Annotated in this window: 13 protein-coding genes; 5 read left to right on the top strand and 8 right to left on the bottom strand. The window is 72.0% G+C overall.

Annotated features, from left to right (window positions below; translation table 11 throughout):
• The first annotated feature begins 15 nt into the window (after positions 1-15).
• The gene (gene hemB, locus EV382_RS22595; protein WP_130404917.1) at positions 16-999 is read left to right on the top strand and encodes a porphobilinogen synthase; all 984 of its coding nucleotides are present in this window, start codon (positions 16-18) and stop codon (positions 997-999) included.
• 469 nt (positions 1,000-1,468) lie between these two features.
• Entirely contained in the window at positions 1,469-2,014 is a 546-nt protein-coding gene (locus EV382_RS22590; protein WP_130404915.1) for a helix-turn-helix transcriptional regulator, read from the top strand.
• A 67-nt stretch (positions 2,015-2,081) separates the two neighbouring features.
• On the opposite strand, the gene EV382_RS22585 is transcribed toward EV382_RS22590, so the two are convergent.
• The 3 genes from EV382_RS22585 to EV382_RS22575 all read right to left on the bottom strand — a co-directional run bounded on the left by EV382_RS22585 (position 2,082) and on the right by EV382_RS22575 (position 7,905).
• A complete protein-coding gene (locus tag EV382_RS22585; protein WP_130404913.1) occupies positions 2,082-5,360 on the bottom strand; it encodes a lamin tail domain-containing protein in 3,279 nt (1,092 codons plus the stop codon).
• 91 nt (positions 5,361-5,451) lie between these two features.
• A complete protein-coding gene (locus EV382_RS22580; RefSeq protein WP_130409098.1) occupies positions 5,452-6,468 on the bottom strand; it encodes a GNAT family N-acetyltransferase in 1,017 nt (338 codons plus the stop codon).
• A 72-nt stretch (positions 6,469-6,540) separates the two neighbouring features.
• Complete coding sequence (locus tag EV382_RS22575) at positions 6,541-7,905, bottom strand: lytic transglycosylase domain-containing protein (protein ID WP_130409096.1); 1,365 nt, start codon at positions 7,903-7,905, stop codon at positions 6,541-6,543.
• A 54-nt stretch (positions 7,906-7,959) separates the two neighbouring features.
• On the opposite strand from EV382_RS22575, the gene EV382_RS22570 reads away from it, so the two are divergent.
• Complete coding sequence (locus EV382_RS22570) at positions 7,960-8,163, top strand: FmdB family zinc ribbon protein (RefSeq protein WP_130404911.1); 204 nt, start codon at positions 7,960-7,962, stop codon at positions 8,161-8,163.
• Between the two features lie 153 nt (positions 8,164-8,316).
• Positions 8,317-11,157, top strand: a complete 2,841-nt coding sequence (locus EV382_RS22565; RefSeq protein ID WP_130404909.1) for an ATP-binding protein — start codon at positions 8,317-8,319, stop codon at positions 11,155-11,157.
• Between the two features lie 162 nt (positions 11,158-11,319).
• Here the strand turns inward: EV382_RS22565 and EV382_RS22555 are convergent, their stop codons facing one another.
• Complete coding sequence (locus EV382_RS22555) at positions 11,320-11,853, bottom strand: phospholipase (RefSeq protein ID WP_130404907.1); 534 nt, start codon at positions 11,851-11,853, stop codon at positions 11,320-11,322.
• A 180-nt stretch (positions 11,854-12,033) separates the two neighbouring features.
• Positions 12,034-13,689 (bottom strand): glycoside hydrolase family 10-like protein, encoded by a 1,656-nt coding sequence (locus EV382_RS22550; protein WP_130404905.1) that lies wholly within the window; start codon positions 13,687-13,689, stop codon positions 12,034-12,036.
• A gap of 202 nt (positions 13,690-13,891) precedes the next feature.
• On the opposite strand from EV382_RS22550, the gene EV382_RS22545 reads away from it, so the two are divergent.
• On the top strand, positions 13,892-15,352 hold the full coding sequence (locus EV382_RS22545; protein ID WP_130404903.1) for an amino acid permease: 1,461 nt from the start codon (positions 13,892-13,894) through the stop codon (positions 15,350-15,352).
• Here the strand turns inward: EV382_RS22545 and EV382_RS22540 are convergent.
• From EV382_RS22540 to EV382_RS22530, 3 genes are all read right to left on the bottom strand, one after another.
• On the bottom strand, positions 15,349-16,074 hold the full coding sequence (locus EV382_RS22540; protein ID WP_130404901.1) for a methyltransferase domain-containing protein: 726 nt from the start codon (positions 16,072-16,074) through the stop codon (positions 15,349-15,351). The two genes, EV382_RS22545 and EV382_RS22540, sit on opposite strands and share 4 nt — an antisense overlap.
• Positions 16,075-16,322: 248 nt before the next feature.
• Positions 16,323-16,631: a hypothetical protein gene (locus EV382_RS22535; RefSeq protein WP_130404899.1), complete on the bottom strand. Its 309-nt coding sequence runs from the start codon at positions 16,629-16,631 to the stop codon at positions 16,323-16,325.
• A gap of 38 nt (positions 16,632-16,669) precedes the next feature.
• Positions 16,670-18,307 (bottom strand): ABC-F family ATP-binding cassette domain-containing protein, encoded by a 1,638-nt coding sequence (locus EV382_RS22530; protein WP_130404897.1) that lies wholly within the window; start codon positions 18,305-18,307, stop codon positions 16,670-16,672.
• Between the last annotated feature and the right edge of the window lie 7 nt (positions 18,308-18,314).

The raw sequence follows: 18,314 nt of genomic DNA, 5'->3' as shown, positions 1-18,314 counted from the left end.
CGAGGAGGCCCTTCCATGTCGTACCCCGAGATCCGGCCCCGCAGGCTGCGCCGCACCCCGGCGATCCGCCGGCTGGTGTCCGAGACCCGGGTCGACCCGGCCGAGCTGGTCGTGCCAATGTTCGTCAAGGAAGGGCTGACCGAGCCCCGGGCCATCGGGTCGCTCCCGGGGGTGCTCCAGCACTCCCGGGACTCCCTGCGCAAGGCGGCGGTCGAGGCGGTCCAGGCCGGTGTCGGCGGGATCATGCTCTTCGGTGTGCCGGAGCAGCGGGACCCGACCGGCTCCGGCGGTATCGACCCCGACGGCATCCTCAACGTCGCGATCCGTGACGTGGTGGCCGAGGTGGGCGACGCCACCGTGGTGATGAGCGACCTGTGCCTGGACGAGTTCACCTCGCACGGGCACTGCGGGCTGCTCACCCCCGACGGCGAGGTCGACAACGACGCCACCCTGGGCGCGTACGCCGAGATGGCGGTGGCCCAGGCCGCCGCCGGGGTCGGCATGGTCGGGCCGTCCGGGATGATGGACGGCCAGGTCGGCGTGGTACGCCGGGCGCTCGACGACGCCGGTTACCAGCACGTCTCCGTGCTGGCCTACGCCGTGAAGTACGCCTCCGCCTTCTACGGCCCGTTCCGCGAGGCGGTGGAGTCGGCGCTGGAGGGCGACCGGCGCACCTACCAGCAGGACCCGGCCAATCTGCGTGAGTCGCTGCGGGAGGTCGCGCTCGACGTCGCCGAGGGCGCGGACCTGGTGATGGTCAAGCCGGCGTTGCCCTACCTCGACGTGGTGTCGGCGGTGCGGGCCGCGGTGGACGTCCCGGTCGCCGCCTACCAGGTCTCCGGCGAGTACGCGATGGTCGAGGCGGCTGCCGCGAACGGCTGGATCGACCGGGAGCGGGTGATGCTGGAGACGCTCACCTCGATCAAGCGGGCCGGCGCGCAGGTCATCCTCACCTACTGGGCCGTCGAGGCCGCCGGGCTGCTCCGCGAGCGCTACTGAGCGGCCCGCCTGCGACCACCACCCGTCCGCGCACCGGTCGGGGCGCGCGCAGGACGTTTCCGTGACGCGCTGAGGCCCGCCTTCCGTCGGACGGACGCCTGGCCTCGACGCCTCCATCCCAGGCGTCCCCTTTGCTCTGCACCCGCGGATGCGACGCGACGGCCTCCCTTTGCTCTGCACCCGCGGACGCGACAGCCCTCCTTTGCTCTGCACCCGCGGATGCGACGGCCGGTTAGGGTCCGCGCGACCCGGTGCTTATCCGGGTGCAGAGCAAAGGGGATGGGTTGGGGGTTGGGTCCCTGCTCCGTTCACGCTGAGGACGTGCTGCTCAACGCCCATGGTTCTGCCGTCCGGGCGGAAGCCACCCTGCCCTGCCGCGCAGGCACCCGGTTGTCCACAGGCCCTTCCGTTGTCCACAGGCCAGCCGAACGGGGCTGCGAGGAACGGGGCGAGCCGGGACGGTGGCGGCATGGACGACTCACCGACACCCCCGGATCCGGGAGCCAGCACCGACGGTTGGATCTCCGACGGTCCGAGCCCCAGCGAGCCCTCCACCAAACCGTGGCCGGTCGTCGGCATCGTCCGGGCGGTCCGTCGCCACGCCGACCTGAGCCAACGTGAGCTGGCCCGGCTAGCGAGCGCGCACCATGCGACCATCGGCCGCATCGAGGCCGGTCGCACGGTGCCGAGCATCGAGATGCTCCGCCGGATCGTCGGGGCCGCCGGATGTCGGCTGGCCGTCGTCGACGAGTTCGGCCGGGTGCTCAGGCCGATGCGGGACTGGGAGGACACGCGCGACGGCGCCGGGCGTCGCTACCCGTCGCACCTGGACACCATCCTCGACCCCCGGCCGGGGGAATGGTGGGCGGACATTTACGGGCTGGCCCGCCCGCCCGAGACGTTCTACCGCAATCGGGAGGTCCGGGACGCGATGCGTCGGCGCAGCCAATGGGAGGTGCGGGTGGCCAAGCACCGGGGCGATCCGCCGCCCCCACAGGTCTGGCGCTACCGCTGACGCAGGACGGACGACGGCCCGCCGTCCCCGGTGGGTTCGGCGGGCCGTCGTCGACCACATTCCAGGATCAGTCGTCGTTGGTGATCGTCCCGGTCGCGAGCGGGTCGGCCAGCCGAAGGCCGGGCACTCCGGCCACCAGCAGCGTCAGCTTCTCGTCCGCCTCCCGCTTGCGGTCACCGCGCACCGTCACCGGGAACGCCACCGACGTCTGCCCGGCGGGCAGCACCTTGCAGCCGGCGTACGGGTCGAAATCCGAGCCCGCGTGCGCGGTGAGGCCGACGGTGGCGGCGCAGACCAGCACCGGCTGGGACAGCGGTCGGGAGACGGTCGCGCTGAACGTGAGCTGCTTGGTGCCCTGGTTGCCCTCGGTCACCGTCGCGTCGGCCACGGTCAACGACGCGCGGGACCGGAACCGGGCCACCTGCGGGTCGTGGTCACTGGAACCCCGGGACCCGTCACCGCCGAACTCGGCCGGCCAGTCGGCGTTGATGTGCGCCGCCCGTACCTGCACCAGGTCGGCGTAGAACGCGTCGTTGACGAACAGGTGGTCCAGTGTCTGCGCCTGCCCCTCGAAACTGTACGAGTAGGCCGACGCCGGCACGTCCGCGACGAGGTCGTCCCACAGGTTGCGCAGGCCCGCCTCGTACAGCGGGGCGAGCTGATCCGACGGCGTGGGCTGACTGCCCGTCGCGACGGGGTCGTCCGGGCGGGGGAAGACGTTCAGGTCCCCGCCGTAGACCACCCGGGCGTTCTGGTCGGCCGCCTCGATCGCGGTGACGATCGCCGCGCCGTAGCGCGCCTGCTCCCGCCGCTGCCCGACCCGGCTGTCCGGACCGGACGAGTAGTGGTTGCTGAGCACGTACAGCGTGAACCGTTCGGTCGAGCCGGGTGTCGCGGCCACGCTGAACTTGCCCAGCTGCGGGGCACGGGTGAAGACGTTGGTGCCGTCCCGACCGGTCGAGGTGTCCACATCCGCCGGCAACACCGCGTTGAGGGCCTTCGGGTTCTGCACGTCGGTGTTGGACGGCAACCCTGCGGCCCGGTACTGGACGGTCGGTGCCGAGCCCAGCACGGGGTCGTCCGCCGTCGCGGCCGCCAGCGACACCCGGTCGGTGCGGTACAGGAAGGCTGCGGTGATACCGCGGGCGTCCGCGCCGGTCCGGTCATAGGCGGCGGCGTACGCCGGCCCACCGGCCGTCGCCACCGCGAGCGCCAACTCCTGGATGGTGTCCGGAGCGCCATCGGCGTTGTTGCTGTCACCGCAGCTCAGCGCGGCCCCGGAGACCGTGCAGATGTCCTGGTCCTCCGCCTCCTGCACCAGGATCAGATCCGGTGCGTGCAGGTCCTTGACGATCTGGTCGGCGAGCGCCGCCAACTGCTCGCGGTACTCCGCCTCGCTGCTCGGGACGTAGTCGAACGGCGGGTTGACGCCCACGCAGCCGGCGTTACCGGTGAAGTCGCAGCCGTCGAACGGGTCGTCGCGGTAGTCGTACAGGTTCTCCACGTTGTAGGTGGCGACGGCCACCTCCTGCGACCGGTCGGCCGGCTTGGGCGGGTTGTTCTTCGACGGGTCGGCCCCGGCGGCGAACTCCGCCCGCTCCACCTGGACGCCGTACTTCTCGAACGAGTAGTAGACCCCGCCCACCGCGTCCGCCCGCAGCGTGTCGAAGGTGTGCGCGGGCGGGAGCAGCGCGGCGCTGTCCCCGGCGGTGGCCTTCACACCCATGCTGCCGAGCAGCGTCCGCTGGCCGTTGCCGTCGTCGAAGCGGCGGGTCGGGTCGTTGTCCAACGGGTGCGAATCGCGGAAGACCCGCCGGGAGTACGGGTCGGCGCGGTCCAGCAGCGGATCGTCGCGGTCGACCACCCACAGTTCCGCGTCGGCGGTGGAGGAGAAGACGTCCCGGCCGCTCACCGCGCCGCTGCCCGCGCGTACCCGCATCCGGGAGCCCTCGTGCCGCTCCCAGAAGCGCTGCGCGTCGGCCAGCACGGCTGGCGGCACCGCGTCGGTCACCGCGACGGCGGTCTCCACGTCCAGGTCGCCAGCGATCCGGCGGACCAGTGACGCCCCGGAGAGCTGGGTGAAGTTGTAGTACTCCGACACGCGGGCCCGCAGGACGACCTCGTCACCGACCGTCGGCACGTAACCGCCGATCAGCGAGGTGAACGCGCCCATGAATACGAAGATGCCGTCGGAGCTGGTCGGGTCGCCGTCGGTGTCACCAACGCGGCTCTGGAGGAAGAACCCGTGCTGGTCCGCCCCGGCCGAGGTGCGGGCCAGGGTCAACTGGGTGATCACGCCGCGTACGTCGTACAGCGTGCTGCTCGTGCCGTTGCCGCTCGCCGGTGCGAGCGGTGACCGGTCCGTCGGACCGGACTCGGCGTCGGTGGTCGGACCCTGCACCTCGCCGACGGTCAGCTCCCGGGTCACCTGCACGGCGAGCGCGCAGCTGGCGGTGCCACCGCCCGCGTCGGTCGCGGTGAGGGTGACGGTGTACGCCCCGGCGGTGAGGTCGGCGCTCACGCCGACCGTGGCGCTGGCGGTGCCGCCCACCCCGTCGGCCGGGGTGAACGCGGTACGGGTGATCGAGCCGGAGGTCGGGCTCGGGCTGACCCCGGTCACCGCCAGGTCGACGATGGTGTCGTCGGGATCGGTGGCGGTCACCTCCCGGCTGGTGGCCGTGCCGGCGGCGGTGACCAGCGGCCCACCACAGGTCAGCGTGGCCGGCACGTCGACCGGGCCACCGCCGTCCATGGTGTGCGCGCCCAGCCCGTCGAACGTGTCGACGGGGAAACCGGCCCACTGGGCGGCGGGGTCGAACGCGTCCGACGGGTCGGTGTCACCTGCGGCCACGCTCGGCAGCCGGCGCAGGGTGTTGTCCGCGGTGCTGGTGACGCCGGCACCCCACTCGGTGCCCGGGTCGACGCCGACCTGGCCGATCGAGTCGAGCACGGTGGTGCCCCGGCGCAGCACGATCGCGTCGTCACCGTTGAAGAGGCTCGCCCCGGTGGTCTGGTCGGCCTGGGCGAGGATGGCCGCCCCGGCCGATGCGCTGGCGAACACGAACGCGTCGCCAGCGGCCACGCTGCCGGTCAGGGCGATCGTGGTGGCCGTGGTGGAGCCGTTGAAGTAGAGCTGCAACTGGTAGCCGCCACCGGCCAGGTCGACGGCGGCGCCCGTGCCGTTGAACAGCTCGATCGCCTTGTTGTTCGACGAACCCTCGACGTACTCCGAGATGAACAGGTCGGTGGGCGCGGCGCTGGCCGCGGTGGGTGCGACGCCGAGCGCCGTGATGGTCACGGCGGCGGTGGCGATCGCGAGCGCGGCGGTGGAACGGCGCGGGCGCATAGGGCCTCCACGATGGGTGGACGGGGTCAACGCACGTTAAGGTGCGCGACTGGCCACCGTCCATCCCCTAGTGGACAGTTTCGTGAATTCCTCAGCGCGGCGGATCGAGGCGGTGCACCAGCTCAGCGACGTCGACGCTGTATTCGCACCAGTCCCGGTCGGGGCGGTAGCCCAACTCCGCGTTGACCTTCAGCATCGCCTCGTTGGCCTGCGCGTTCCAGGTCTGCACCTCGATCAGCTCCGGCTCGGCCGAGCGCAGCTCCAGCAGCATCCGGGCCTTGATCGCCCGATCGATGCCGTAGCCCCGGTGATCCTGCGCGACGATCGTGTCGTACTGGTCGGCGCGGGTCGGGTGCTGCGCCGGCACCACCACCTCGGTCAGGCCGGCCACCTCGCCGCTCTGCTCGTGCCGGGCGAGCACGATGTACGGCTTCATGCCCCGTCGGTGCAGCGTGTCGAGGCTGTCACGCAGCCGCTCCGGGTCGTAGGAGCTGGGGCGCAACTCGCCGTCGTCGACGTCGCGCACCTCGGCCTTGGCCCGCGCGTACGCCTCGATCAGGTCATCCGGCGGCCCGCCCGGGAAGAACTCCAGCTGGTAGCCCGACCCGACGCCGGTGGCCATCTCGGCCAGCTCGGCCCAGTCCACCGCGGTCAGGTCGAGCACGCTGCGCGTCTCCACGTACTCCCGGGTGAAGCCGAGCGACTCGTAGAACCCGACGGCGGGCGTGTCGCCGACGACCTCGACCCCGATCGACTGGAAGCCCTCCTGGTAGACCCGGCGAGCGGCCCGCAACACCAGGTCACGGCCGAGACCGCTGCGCCGGGCGGACGGGTGCACCAGCACCTCGAGCACGCCGATGTCACCGAGCAGGAGCACATGCACCTGGCCGAGCACCGCGCCCGTCTCACCCGGGGCGGTCGGCTCGGCCTGGGCGATCCAGGAGATCCGCCGCTCGCCAGGCATCACCTCGGCGAGGTATTCGCGCATCGACGTCTCCCGCCAGGGCGGATCCTGCGGTAGATCGGCCGCCAGGACCGCGTTCAGCGTGGCCAGCAGCGACGCGATCTCGGCGGACGACGCGGTCCTGGGGTCCCACTCGCGCACCATCACCCGTCTAGCTTGCCGCTAACAGAGGCCCGGGGGAAGTGTCCAGTTCTCCAACGTATCGAGACGATCACTTCACGACCGACTGGCCCGTCCGTACCGGTTCGCGGTGTCGTAGACGTCCTGGGCGTACCGCCGCACGTCGTTGTAGGAGAGGATCGCGTTCCACCAGTCGCCCGGAATGCTCAGATTCCGGCCGCCCTTGCAGAGGTAGTTTCCCGCTGCCAGGGCGGCGTCGTCCAGATCGTGGGGGTCCTTGCGACCGTCGTTGTCGGCGTCCGCGCCGATCTCCTGCCAGGTGGTCGGGATGAACTGCATCGGCCCGATGGCGCGGTCGAGGATAGGGTCGCCGTCGAGCGCGCCACGGTCGGTGTCGATGATCCGCATCCGACCACCCTTCCCGTCCAACGGCAGCCCGATGATGGGGGGCAGCGCCTTGCCGTCCTGCCCCAACCGCGCGCCGTTGGCCGAGCCGTGTCCCGATTCGACCTGACCGATCGCGGCCAGCGTGGTCCAGCTCAGCGCACAGCTGCGGTTGGTCTGGGCGAGTACCAGCTCGGCGTAGCCGTACGCCTGCATGGCGACCGGGGGGATGCCGACCTTGGCGCCGACCTGCTGCGCCCAGCCGGCCAGGGCGTCCGACGGCCGACCACCGACCACCGACCCGGTCGGCAGTCCGTTGCCGGGCAACCCGCCGGTGGGCAGCGGGAGGGTCGGCAGCGGCCCGGTGGGCAGCGGCCCGGTGGGCAGGCCGGACGGCACCCCCGACGGCGTGACCCCGGGCGGCGCGGCCGAGGCGTCGACCGCGACCGGGCGTGGTGCGCGGACCGTAGCCGGTACGAGCACTGCTCCCGCCGCGGCGGTCGCGGCTACCAGGGCCAGCAGGAAGACCCCGGGCAGGGTCAGTCGACCACTCGGCCGGCGGGACCAGGCGCGGGTCGCTCGGGCCGCGGAGGCCGCTGCCCGGCCCGGCGACAGACGCACCGCGTGCGCGAACTGCACCCGCCGCCGACGGGCCGGGTCGGACGCCGACACGGCCGACAGCTCATCCACAGTGGTCTTCGCCGGATCGGCGGCCACGGCGGCGGCCTTCGCGGAGTCAGCCGGCGCGTCGGCGCCTGATCCGTCGGCCGGCTTCGGCGTGGCCACGCCACTGGCGTCGCCGTCCGCCGTCGGGCCCTCGCCCTTCGCGGCGTCGGTCGCGGTGGCGTCGGTCGTGGTGGCGTCAGCCCGGGGTGCCTCGGCTTTGGGTGCCTCGACCTTGGCGGTCTCCGCTGGTGGGGTTGGTGTGTTCGCCGAACGCCCACTCAGCCATGGGCGGCGGGGCCGGGGAACCTTGCGCGCCGGGTCGGGCGCGGCCCCCGAGCCTTCGAGCGGCCCGTCCAGCGGCGCGGCCGGTCGTAACGGTTGCACACGCGTGTCGTCCTCGCCGTCCACCACCCGTCGAGTATCACCCATGCTCCGCCGAACGTCAGATCCACGTACCCTGGGTGCATGCCCCGGTACGAGTTCCGCTGCCGCGCCTGCGGCGACACCTTCGAGGTCAACCGTTCGATGGCGGCGGCCGGTGAGCCGGCCAACTGCCCACAGGGACACGCCGACACGGTCAAGCTTCTTTCCGCGGTCGCGGTCACCGGCCGGGGTGGTGCCCCGGCACCCGCCGGTGGTGGGTGCTGCGGCGGTGCCTGCGGCTGCTGATCGGGCCGACAAGCCGCCGCCCGGGTGGGCTGACCTTGCCGGGCGGGGGTCCGAGTGGCACGTTGAGGCGGCACTTGCCCGACCGTTCTCACGATGCGTGATCGTTCGGACTCAGGCAGCATGAACCCGACGTCACGGGCGGAGGTTCCTCGCATGTCGCCACGGATCCAGCTCCCGAGCGGTTGGGTGACCTTCGTGTTCACCGATATCGAGGGTTCGACTCGGCTGGCCCAGCTGCTCGGCCCGGACTACCGTCCGGTTCTCGCCGAGCATCGACGGCTGCTGCGTCGCACGCTGGCCAGCACGGGCGGCGCGGAGCTGCTGACCGAGGGCGACTCGTTCTTTCTGGCCTTCGAGGACGCGACCGCGGCGCTCACCGCCTGCCTGACCGCCCAGCGGGCCCTGCGCAGCCACGACTGGCCCACCTCCGAAGCCACTCCCCGGGTGCGGATGGGGTTGCACACCGGCTACGCCGAGCCACGCGACGGCGAGTACGCCAGCCCCGAGGTGCACCGGGCCGCCCGAGTTGCCGCCGCCGCGCACGGCGGACAGGTGCTCTGCACGGCGTCGACCGCACGTCGCGCCGAGCCGCTGCCACCGGGTGCGACACTGCTCGACCTGGGCCTGCACCGCCTGCGCGGCTTCGACGACCGGGAGCGGCTGTTCCAACTGGTCGCACCCGGTCTGGAGCGGCAGTTCCCGCGACCCCGCACCGCCGACGCCGTGGCGCACAACCTGCCCACCCAGGTGACCTCCTTCGTTGGCCGGCAGGCCGAGCGCATCGAGCTGGACCTGCTGGTACGCCAGCACCGCCTGGTCACCGTGCTGGGCGCGGGCGGCGCGGGCAAGACCCGGCTCGCCGTGGAGTTGGCCAGCGGAGTTGTCGAGGCGTACCCGGACGGGGTCTGGTTCGTCGACATCGCCTCGGTGACCGACCCGGGGCTGGTGGCGTTCGCCATCGCCGCCGTGCTCGGCCTGCGACCCGAGCCCGGCCGACCGATGCTGGACACCCTTGTCGAGTACGCGGCCGGCCGCCGGATGCTGGTCGTACTGGACACCTGCGACACCCAACCGGCGGCCTGCGCGGAGGTGATCGCGCGGTTGCTGTCCGGCGGGGGTGGCGTGCGGGTGCTAGCGACCAGTCGCGAGTCGTTCAGCCTGCCCGGCGAGGTGGTGTGGCGGATTCCGCCGCTCTCGGTCGACCCGCGCCCGGATGGTGTGGAGAGCGACGCGGTGGCGCTGTTGCTGGACCGTACGGCGGCGGCGCGTGGTGGTCGGCAGCCGGACCCGGCCGAGTCCGCCGATCTGCGCCGGGTCGTGCAGCGGCTGGACGGCCTGCCGTTGGCCATCGAGTTGGCCGCCGCCCGGCTGCGGGTGCTCTCCGTTGGTCAGCTCGCCGAGCGGCTGGACGATGTCCTGGGCACCCTGGACGCCGGCCGGGAGGACCCGGATCCGCCGCCGGTGGAGCGGGGCTGGTCCGGCAACCAGCAGGACACCGTGGACCTGGTCGCGGCGGCGGCCGGGGCATCGCCGCCCACCCCGGCGAGTCGGGCGGTGCAGCGCTCGGCCACCGAACGGCACCTGACCATGCAGGCGACCGTCACCTGGTCGTACCGGACGTTGGGGCCGCGGGCGGCCCGCCTGCTGCGCTGGTTGGCGGTCTTCGCCGGCCCGGTGGATCTGGCCACGGTGGAGTGGCTGTTGGGTGACGATCCGCTGGACCCGCTCTCGGTCCTGGTGGACAAGTCGATGGTGCTGGCCGAGCCGCGTGCCGCCGGCAGCACCTACCGGATGCTCGACCCCATCCGGGCGTACGCGGCGCGGCGGTTGGCCGAGGCGGGTGAGGAGCAGGCCGCTCGGGACCGGCACGTGGCCTGGTCGGCGCACGCCCTGGACCGGGCCCACCTGGGCCCGGACGGCCGGCCGGTGACGCTGTCGCTGTACGCCCTCGACCCCCTGGCCGGGGAGCTGCGCGCCGCGCTGCGGTGGTGCGCCACCGGCGGCAGCGCCCGCGCCGGTCTCGGTCTGGCGGGCGGGCTGGACCAGTGGTGGTTGGAGCGGGGCCTGGCCCGGGAGGGGCGGCTGTGGCTGTTTCGGCTGTACGGGCGGATCGCGGAGACGGGGGAGCGGATCCCGGAGGCGGAGCTGGCGGCGGCGTACCACATGCATTCGCTGCACGCCGGCGCCGACGGCGAGTTCGCGGAGGAGCTGCGCTACTCCCAGCGGGCCGAGGCGGCGGCCCGACAGGCCGGTGACGCCGGGTTGCTGGCCCGGGTGCTCGCCGGCAGGGCCGCGCCGCTGGTGGACATGGGGCAGTTCGTCGAGGCCGAGCGGGTGTGCCGGGAGGTCATCGACTGGGCACACGGGCAGGACGTGGTCGGCGAGGCGCTGTTCGCGGTGTTCAGCCTGGCCGAGCTGCTCTGGCGGCGGGGTGCCCTGGAGGAGGCGGCAGAGCTGCTGGGCGCGGTACGTCCGGTCGAGGCGGCCCGGCCCGCGGAGCGGGGTCGGCGTTCGGTGGACATGCTGCTCGGGATGGTCGCGTTGGCCCGAGGTGACGTGATCGCCGCACACGAGCATCTGCTGGTGGCGCTGCGCTCCCGGATGGGCCACGGCTACCACGGTCGGGCGTGCGACACCTTGAACGCGATCGCGGTGCGCTGCGCGATCGGCGGGGAGCGGCTGACCGCGGCTCGACTCTTCGGCGCGGCGCAGGCCACCCGGGCGAGCATGCGCGCCACCCCGGGGATCTACGGCGGTTACTGGGCGGAACAGCAGGCGGAGTTGCGCGCGGCGCTGGGCGACGCGGCCTTCGACGACGCGTACGGCGAGGGTGCCGAACTGGGGCTGGACGAGGCCGCGGCGCTGGCCCTGGACGTGGAACACCCGGATCTGGCGGCGGACTCGACCCGGTTCGGCACCAGCCTGTCCCAACCAACCCCGCGCCTTCCCGCCGACCCCGACCGCCACCCCGCCACAAGAACCGAACGCGCCTAGCTCCCCCAACCCACCCCCACCCCCCTGGGTCCTGCCCGATCCTGTGCTGTTGATCAAGAGGTTTGCGTCAGGAAATTGCGCCTCCGGTGACCGAAACCTCTTGATCAACACCGTGGGGTGGGGTTGGGGTTGGGGTGGGGTGGGGTTGGGGTGGGGTTGGGGTTAGGTGCGGGCTTTGGCTTCGGCTTCGGCCTTCATTCGGGCGGCGCGGTCGATGTCGGCCTGCTGGACGGCTGCTACCGAACCGAAGATGCTGACCGCCTGGTAGTAGGTCCAGGCCAGGCTGTAGCAGGCCGGCCGGACAACCGAGTTGTACGTGGCGCAGACGCGCTTCAGGTCCTCGTAGAAGGCGCTGTCGAGGCGGGACTTGTTGGCGGAGAACTGGCCGACCGCCTTGTAGTTGCGGTAGCCGAAGTCGTGCCGGTAGCAGCCCAGGTTGAAGGTGAACCCGAGCGGGTTGTCCGGGCTGGACGAGCAGTAGTCGGTGGACCAGTTGAAGTTGTACTCGGCCCAGGGGGCCCGGTTGACCCGGGCGTTGTTCCACGAGTTGTAGCTGGACGCGCTGGTCTGGGTCCAGCTGGACAGCACGGAGAGCCGTTGCGCGGGGGTGACGGCGGCGGCGGGGGAGGCGATGGCGAGGGTGGTGAGCAGCGCTAACGCGCCCGAGGCGAGCAGGGTGGCGATACGTCGGGGCACGGGTTACCTCCGCGGGGGTGAGCGGGTGGGACGGAAGTTACCGGCGGGTTACCGGATGTCGATGAGTGTCGATCAGCTGATCAACTAGGCGGTATGCGTATCGCCAACTATTGGTGACATGCGTTGAAACAGACGAATGCCCCGGACGCCTCACGCGTCCGGGGCATTCAGCGAGCGAGGTCAGCGCAGCACGAATGCCGGCGGGCTCGTGGGGCTCTCGTTGGCCGACCGGTCCAGTGCGGTCAGCTGGTAGGTGTAGCGCCGGCCGGGCTCGGCCGACGTGTCCACCCAGGACTGGACGCCGCCGGGCGTGGCCCGGACGGTGTCGACGAGGTGCGCGGCGTCGGCCGTGGCGCACCGGCCCGGCAGTGTGGTGCCGTCGAACCGGTAGATCGCGTACGAGGTGGCGGTGCCGAGCGGCCCGACGCCGTCGGCGGGCTGCCGCCAGGTGAGCCGGACCCCGTCGGCCTGCCGGGTCGCCGTGGTGACCACCGGGAAGAGCAGCGGCCGGGCCGGCAGGTGGGGCATGGTCGGGACCAGCGCCGGGCGGGAGTAGTGCTCGCTCGCGTAGATGTCGGTGGCGCCGAGCCGGTTGGCCCGCACCTGCACGGCGGAGAAGTGCACGTTGCCCTGCACCTGAGGGTACGACCGGTTGAGCGTCAGGTGGTCGGACAACTCACGCGGGTTCTGCCAGTACGTCCCGTACGCCGGGTCGCCGCTCTTGTAGTCGGCCTGGCCGATGTAGAGCTGCACGCGGGTGCCGCGCACCGTCTCGGCCCACCACGGCACCAGGCGCGCGTAGTCGGCGGCCGGGTACTGGCCGATGTACCAGTAGAGCTGCGGCACGACGTAGTCGATCCACTCCTGCTTGATCCACTTGCGGGTGTCGGCGGAGATGATGTCGTACGACTGGCTGCCGGTGGTGTCCGAACCGAGCGGGTCGGCGGTCTTGTTGCGCCAGATACCGAACGGGCTGACGCCGAACTTCACCCACGGCTTCGCCGCTTTGATCTTGCCGTTCATCTCCTGGATCAACAGGTTGATGTTGTCCCTCCGCCAGTCGGCCCGGTCGGTGAAGCCCCGGTTGTGGGCCGCGAAGGTCGCGTCGTCGGGCACCTCGTACGTGCCGCTGGGGTAGGGGTAGAAGTAGTCGTCGAAGTGGACGCCGTCGATGTCGTACCGCTTGACCGCGTCCATCATGGCGGTCTGGACGAACTCGCGGACCTCGGGGATTCCCGGGTTGTAGTAGAGCCGGCTGCCGGCCACGCCGGCCGGTGGGTAGGCGAACGTCCAGTCGGGGTGCTGCTGGGCCGGGTGCCCGGGGGCGAGCTGGGCGAGGTCCGCCCCGGCGCCGCCGGGGGCCGGCATGGACACGCGGTACGGGTTGAACCAGGCGTGGAATTCCAGGTTCCGCCGGTGCGCCTCGTCGACCAGGAAGGCCAGTGGGTCCCAGCCCGGGTCCTGGCCGCGTACCCCGGTCAGGTACTCCGACCAGGGCTCGTACGGCGAGGGCCAGAGCGCGTCGGCGGTCGGTCGGACCTGCACCACGACGGCGTTGTGGTGCAGGCGCTCGGCCAGGTCGAGCAGCTGGCGGTACTCGGCCTGCTGGGCCGCGATGCGGTCGGGGTTGGTCTGGGACGCCTTGCTGGGCCAGTCGATGTTGACCACCGACGAGATCCACATGGCGCGGAACTGTCGCTTGGGGGTGGCCGGGTCGGTGGCGCAGGTGACGGTGGTGTCGGCCGCGTCGGGTGCGGCGCTCGCGGGGGTGGCGGTGACCAGTGTGCCGAGCAGGGCTGCGGCCAGTCCGGCCGCGGCGAGACGAGTTGCCTTCATGCGGTGTGTCCCTTCGGTGGGGCTCCCGTGTGATCAGCGCGACGTGCGGCAAGATCTGCCGCTGCCTATCTGTCGATGGTAGGAAATTTTCACACTCGGGTCGCAACCGCAAGACTTTGCGGTTGACCTTTCCCGCCGCTGGGTAGCAACGGCGGTCACCGGCCGCCACGGAGGTGGTCGCACGGTGGGAGGGGGTGACCGGGTGTCCGTGCTGCGCACGAAACCGATCAAGGACGTGATCGCCCAGGGCGAGGTGGACGGCAGCGACGGCCAACTGGGGCTGAAGAGACGGCTCGGCGCGGTCGACCTCACCGGCTTCGGCATCGGCATCGTGATCGGCACCGGCATCTTCACGCTCACCGGGATCGAGGCGCGCGACAGCGCCGGGCCGGGTGTGGTGATCTCCTTCGCCATCGCCGGCGTGGTGGCCCTGCTCGCCGCCCTCTGCTACGCCGAGCTGGCCTCCAGCGTGCCGACCGCCGGCAGCGCCTACACCTACGCGTACGCCACGATGGGCGAGATCGTCGCCTGGATCATCGGCTGGGACCTGCTGCTGGAGTTCGCGCTCGGCGCCGCCGTGGTGGCCCGGGGCTGGTCCGGCTACCTCGCCGAACTGCTCGACCTGCCGACCCGGTGGTTCGGCGAGGAGGGCAGCACGGTCAACGTCGGTGCCATCGCCATCGTGCTGATCCTCGGCATCGTCGCGATCGTCGGCATCCGGGAGTCCGCGCGGATCACCAACCTGCTGGTGCTGGTCAAGGTGGCCATCTGCGTCTTCGTGGTGGTCGCCGGGCTGTTCTTCGTCAGGGCCGCCAACCTCACCCCGTTCATCCCGCCGGCCGAGCCCGCCGGGAGCGGCGACGACGGTATCAAGCAACCGGTCACGCAGGCCCTCTTCGGGCTGGAGCCGTCGGTCTTCGGCTTCGTCGGGGTGCTCAGCGCCGCCGCCGTGGTCTTCTTCGCGTACACCGGCTTCGAGGCCGTGGCCAACCTGGGTGAGGAGACCAGGAAGCCCAAGCGGGACCTCACCCTGGGTCTGCTCGGCACGCTGCTGATCTCCACCGTGCTCTACATCGGCGTCTCGCTGGTGGTGGTCGGGATGGTGCCGTACACCGAGATCGACCGGGGCGCCCCGATCGCGTCGGCCTTCGAGTCGGTCGGCGCGGGCTGGGCGGCCGTGCTGGTCTCCATCGCCGCCGTCGCGGGCCTGACCAGCGTCATCCTGGTCGACCTGGTGGCGATGGGCCGGATCGGCTTCGCCATCGCCCGGGACGGGTTGATCCCGCCCTCGATCGCGAAGGTGCACCCGCGCTGGGGCACCCCGTACCGGATCTCGGCGATCATGACGGTGGCGGTGGCGCTGCTGGCCGGCCTGCTGCCGCTCTCCGCGCTGGCCGACCTGGTGAGCATCGGCGCGCTCTGCGCCTTCGTCCTCGTGTCGATGGCGGTGCCGATCCTGCGCCGTCGGCGCCCGGACCTGGAGCGGCCGTTCCGGGTGCCGTTCTCGCCGGTGCTGCCGATCGTCTCGGCGCTGGCCTGCTTCTACCTGATGCTCAACCTGTCGGTGGAGACCTGGCTGCGGTTCCTGGCCTGGATGCTGCTCGGCGCGTTGATCTACTTCGGCTACGGCTACCGCCGCAACCGGCTGGCCCGCGCCTCCTAGTCGAAGAAGCGGGCCAGATGGGACTGGGGGGCCGGGTCGGCGTCCGGTGGCAGGGGAGTCAGGTCGGCGAAGATCGACGCGCCGTCGCAGCCGGCGTGCAGCGGATACCACCGCGGCGTGCCGGGCGGTCGGAGCTGACAGATCCCCTTGAACGTCTGCACGTCCATCAGTCGGACGTGGGTCGGGTCGGCCACCGCGTTCACGTGCCCCCACCAGGGGCTCATCACGTGCAGCACACCACCCGGGCGGAGCACCCGATGACACTCGTCGACCAGCGGCAGGAAGTCGATCAGGTGCTCCAGGATGTGCACCGCGAAGAGGACGTCCACCGAGTTGTCGGCGAGCGGCAGCGAGCCGGACAGGTCCGCGACGGCGTCCACGCCGGGCGCCGGGTAGATGTCCAGCCCCAGGTTGCTCGACCACTGCTTGGTCGGCCCGCAACCGAGGTCCACGACCACCGGTGCCCGCCCGCCGATGCCGACCCGGCACCAGACGCCGTAGACGCCGGCCAACTGCCCCACCAGGTCCCGGACCAGCCGGAGCTGGGCGGGCTCGGCCACGTCGCCGCTCAGATGGGCCACCCCCCGGTCGAAGTGCACCTCGACCGCCAGGTTCCGCAACCGATCATCGTGCTGGACCTGCTCCGCCCATGCCTGGGCGAGGAAAACATCGATCGCCCGCAGCCGGTCGGCCGAGGGTGGAGTCTGCGCCAAAGCGACCATTCGGGCCACCTCCCGCCGCGCGATACCCGCAATCGCGCCCGTTATGCCCTGCTCGCCGGCCCTGTCGCCTGCTCCGGCGCGGCGGGCCATGGGCGTGTCGCAGGATGCGAGGCAGGATCGCAATCATCGTGATGCCACACAGGCATCACGATGACTGTGTGGCATCACGCTCGAAGGGAACACCGCCGGCACGGGCCGAGCCGCGAACGGCCGCGAGCCTCGTCGTCGCGAGGCCGCGCTCGGTCGGGTCAGCGCGAGATGGTACGGCGGCCCCCACGCATCCGCTGGCGCGGCGGCGGGTCGGCCGGCTTCGGCCGCTTGAGGTGGTAGCGGTGCAGTTCGTGGTTGCCGGGCAGCGACGGGTCCTCGCTCATCGCGACCAACTCCCAGCCCTGGTCGCCGGCCCGGTTCAGGTGGGCCAGCGAGGTGTCGCCGTACGGCGTGACGTCGACCATCGAGCCGTCCGGGCCGTACCAGACGAAGACGACCTCCCAGCCGAGGTCGTTGGTCGCGGCCTGGCGTCGGCGGACCAGCAGGGCGTACTCCCACTTGAGCATGGCGTCATTCTCACCCCACGCCGGCCCGGGGACCCGGATCAATCCTCGGCGATCCGCCCCGCGTCGACCCGCAGCCGCCGGTTGGTCTCGATGGCGGCCAGCATCCGCCGGTCGTGGGTGACCAGTAGCAGCGTTCCGGGGTAGCTGGCCAGCGCCGACTCGAGCTGCTCGATGGCCGGCAGGTCCAGATGGTTGGTGGGCTCGTCCAGCACCAGCAGGTTGACCCCACGGCCCTGGAGCAGCGCCAGCGCCGCCCGGGTCCGCTCGCCTGGGGAGAGGGTGGCCGCCGGCCGGGGCACGTGCGCCGCCCGCAGCCCGAACTTGGCCAGCAGGGTCCGCGCGTCCGCCGGCGACAGGTGGGGTACGGCCGCCTGGAACGCGTCGATCAGCGGTACGTCGCCGAGGAACAGACCCCGGGCCTGGTCCACCTCGCCGATCACCACGCCCGGCCCGAGCGAGGCGGTGCCCTCGTCCAGCGGCAACCGCCCCAGCAGCGCGGCCAACAGGGTGGACTTGCCCGAGCCGTTCGCCCCGGTCACCGCGACCCGGTCCGCCCAGTCGATCTGGAGGTCGACCGGGCCGAGGGTGAAGCCACTGCGGCGTACCACGGCACCGCGCAGCGTGGCCACGACGGCGCCGGCGCGGGGCGCGGCGGCGATCTCCATCCGCAGCTCCCACTCCTTGCGGGGCTCCTCGACCACGTCGAGCCGTTCAATCAGCCGTTCGGTCTGCTTGGCCTTGGCGGCCTGCTTCTCGCTCGCCTCGCTGCGGAACTTGCGGCCGATCTTGTCGTTGTCGGTGGCCTTGCGGCGGGCGTTCTTCACGCCCTTCTCCATCCAGCCCCGCTGGGTGCGGGCCCGTGCCTCCAGGCCGGCCTTCGTGTCGGCGTACTCCTCGTAGTCCGCGCGGGCGTGCCGGCGGGCCACCTCGCGCTCCTCCAGGTAGGCCGCGTAACCGCCGCCGTAGTGGTTGACCTGCTGCTGCGGCAGGTCCAGCTCCAGCACCCGGGTCACCGTGCGGGTGAGGAACTCCCGGTCGTGGCTGACCAACACCGTGCCGGCCCGCAGCCCGGTGACGAACTCCTCCAGCCGCTCCAACCCGGCCAGGTCCAGGTCGTTGGTCGGCTCGTCGAGCAGGAACACGTCGTACCGGCTGAGCAGCAGCGACGCGAGCCCGGCCCGTGCCGCCTGACCGCCGGACAGCCCGGTCGTCGGATGGTCCAGGTCGACCGCGAGCCCCAGGTCGGCGCTCACCTGCTCGGCGCGTTCGTCCAGATCCGCGCCACCGAGAGCGAGCCACCGCTCCAGCGCGTCGCCGTACGCGTCGTCGGCACCCGCCACCCCCGCGGTCAGCGCCTCCGTCGCCGCGTCCAGCGCTGCCTGCGCGGCGGTCACCCCGGTCCGGCGGGCCAGGAAGTCCCGTACCGTCTCGCCCGGTCGCCGTTCCGGCTCCTGCGGCAGGTGCCCGACGCTCGCCGCGGGCGGGCTGAGTCGCACGCTGCCGGCCTCGACCGGCAACAACCCGGCGAGGGTACGCAGCAGCGTCGACTTGCCGGCCCCGTTCGGCCCGACCAGCCCGACCACGTCGCCGGGGGCGACCACCAGGTCCAATCCGGCGAAGAGCGAGCGGTCGCCGTGCCCGGCGGCCAGGTCCTTGACGATCATCGTGGCGCTCATCAGGACG

Source organism: Micromonospora violae (assembly GCF_004217135.1).
Taxonomy (GTDB): Bacteria; Actinomycetota; Actinomycetes; order Mycobacteriales; family Micromonosporaceae; genus Micromonospora; species Micromonospora violae.
Note: the sequence above shows the minus strand (reverse complement) of the source record. Positions and strands in the feature narration are given on the sequence as shown.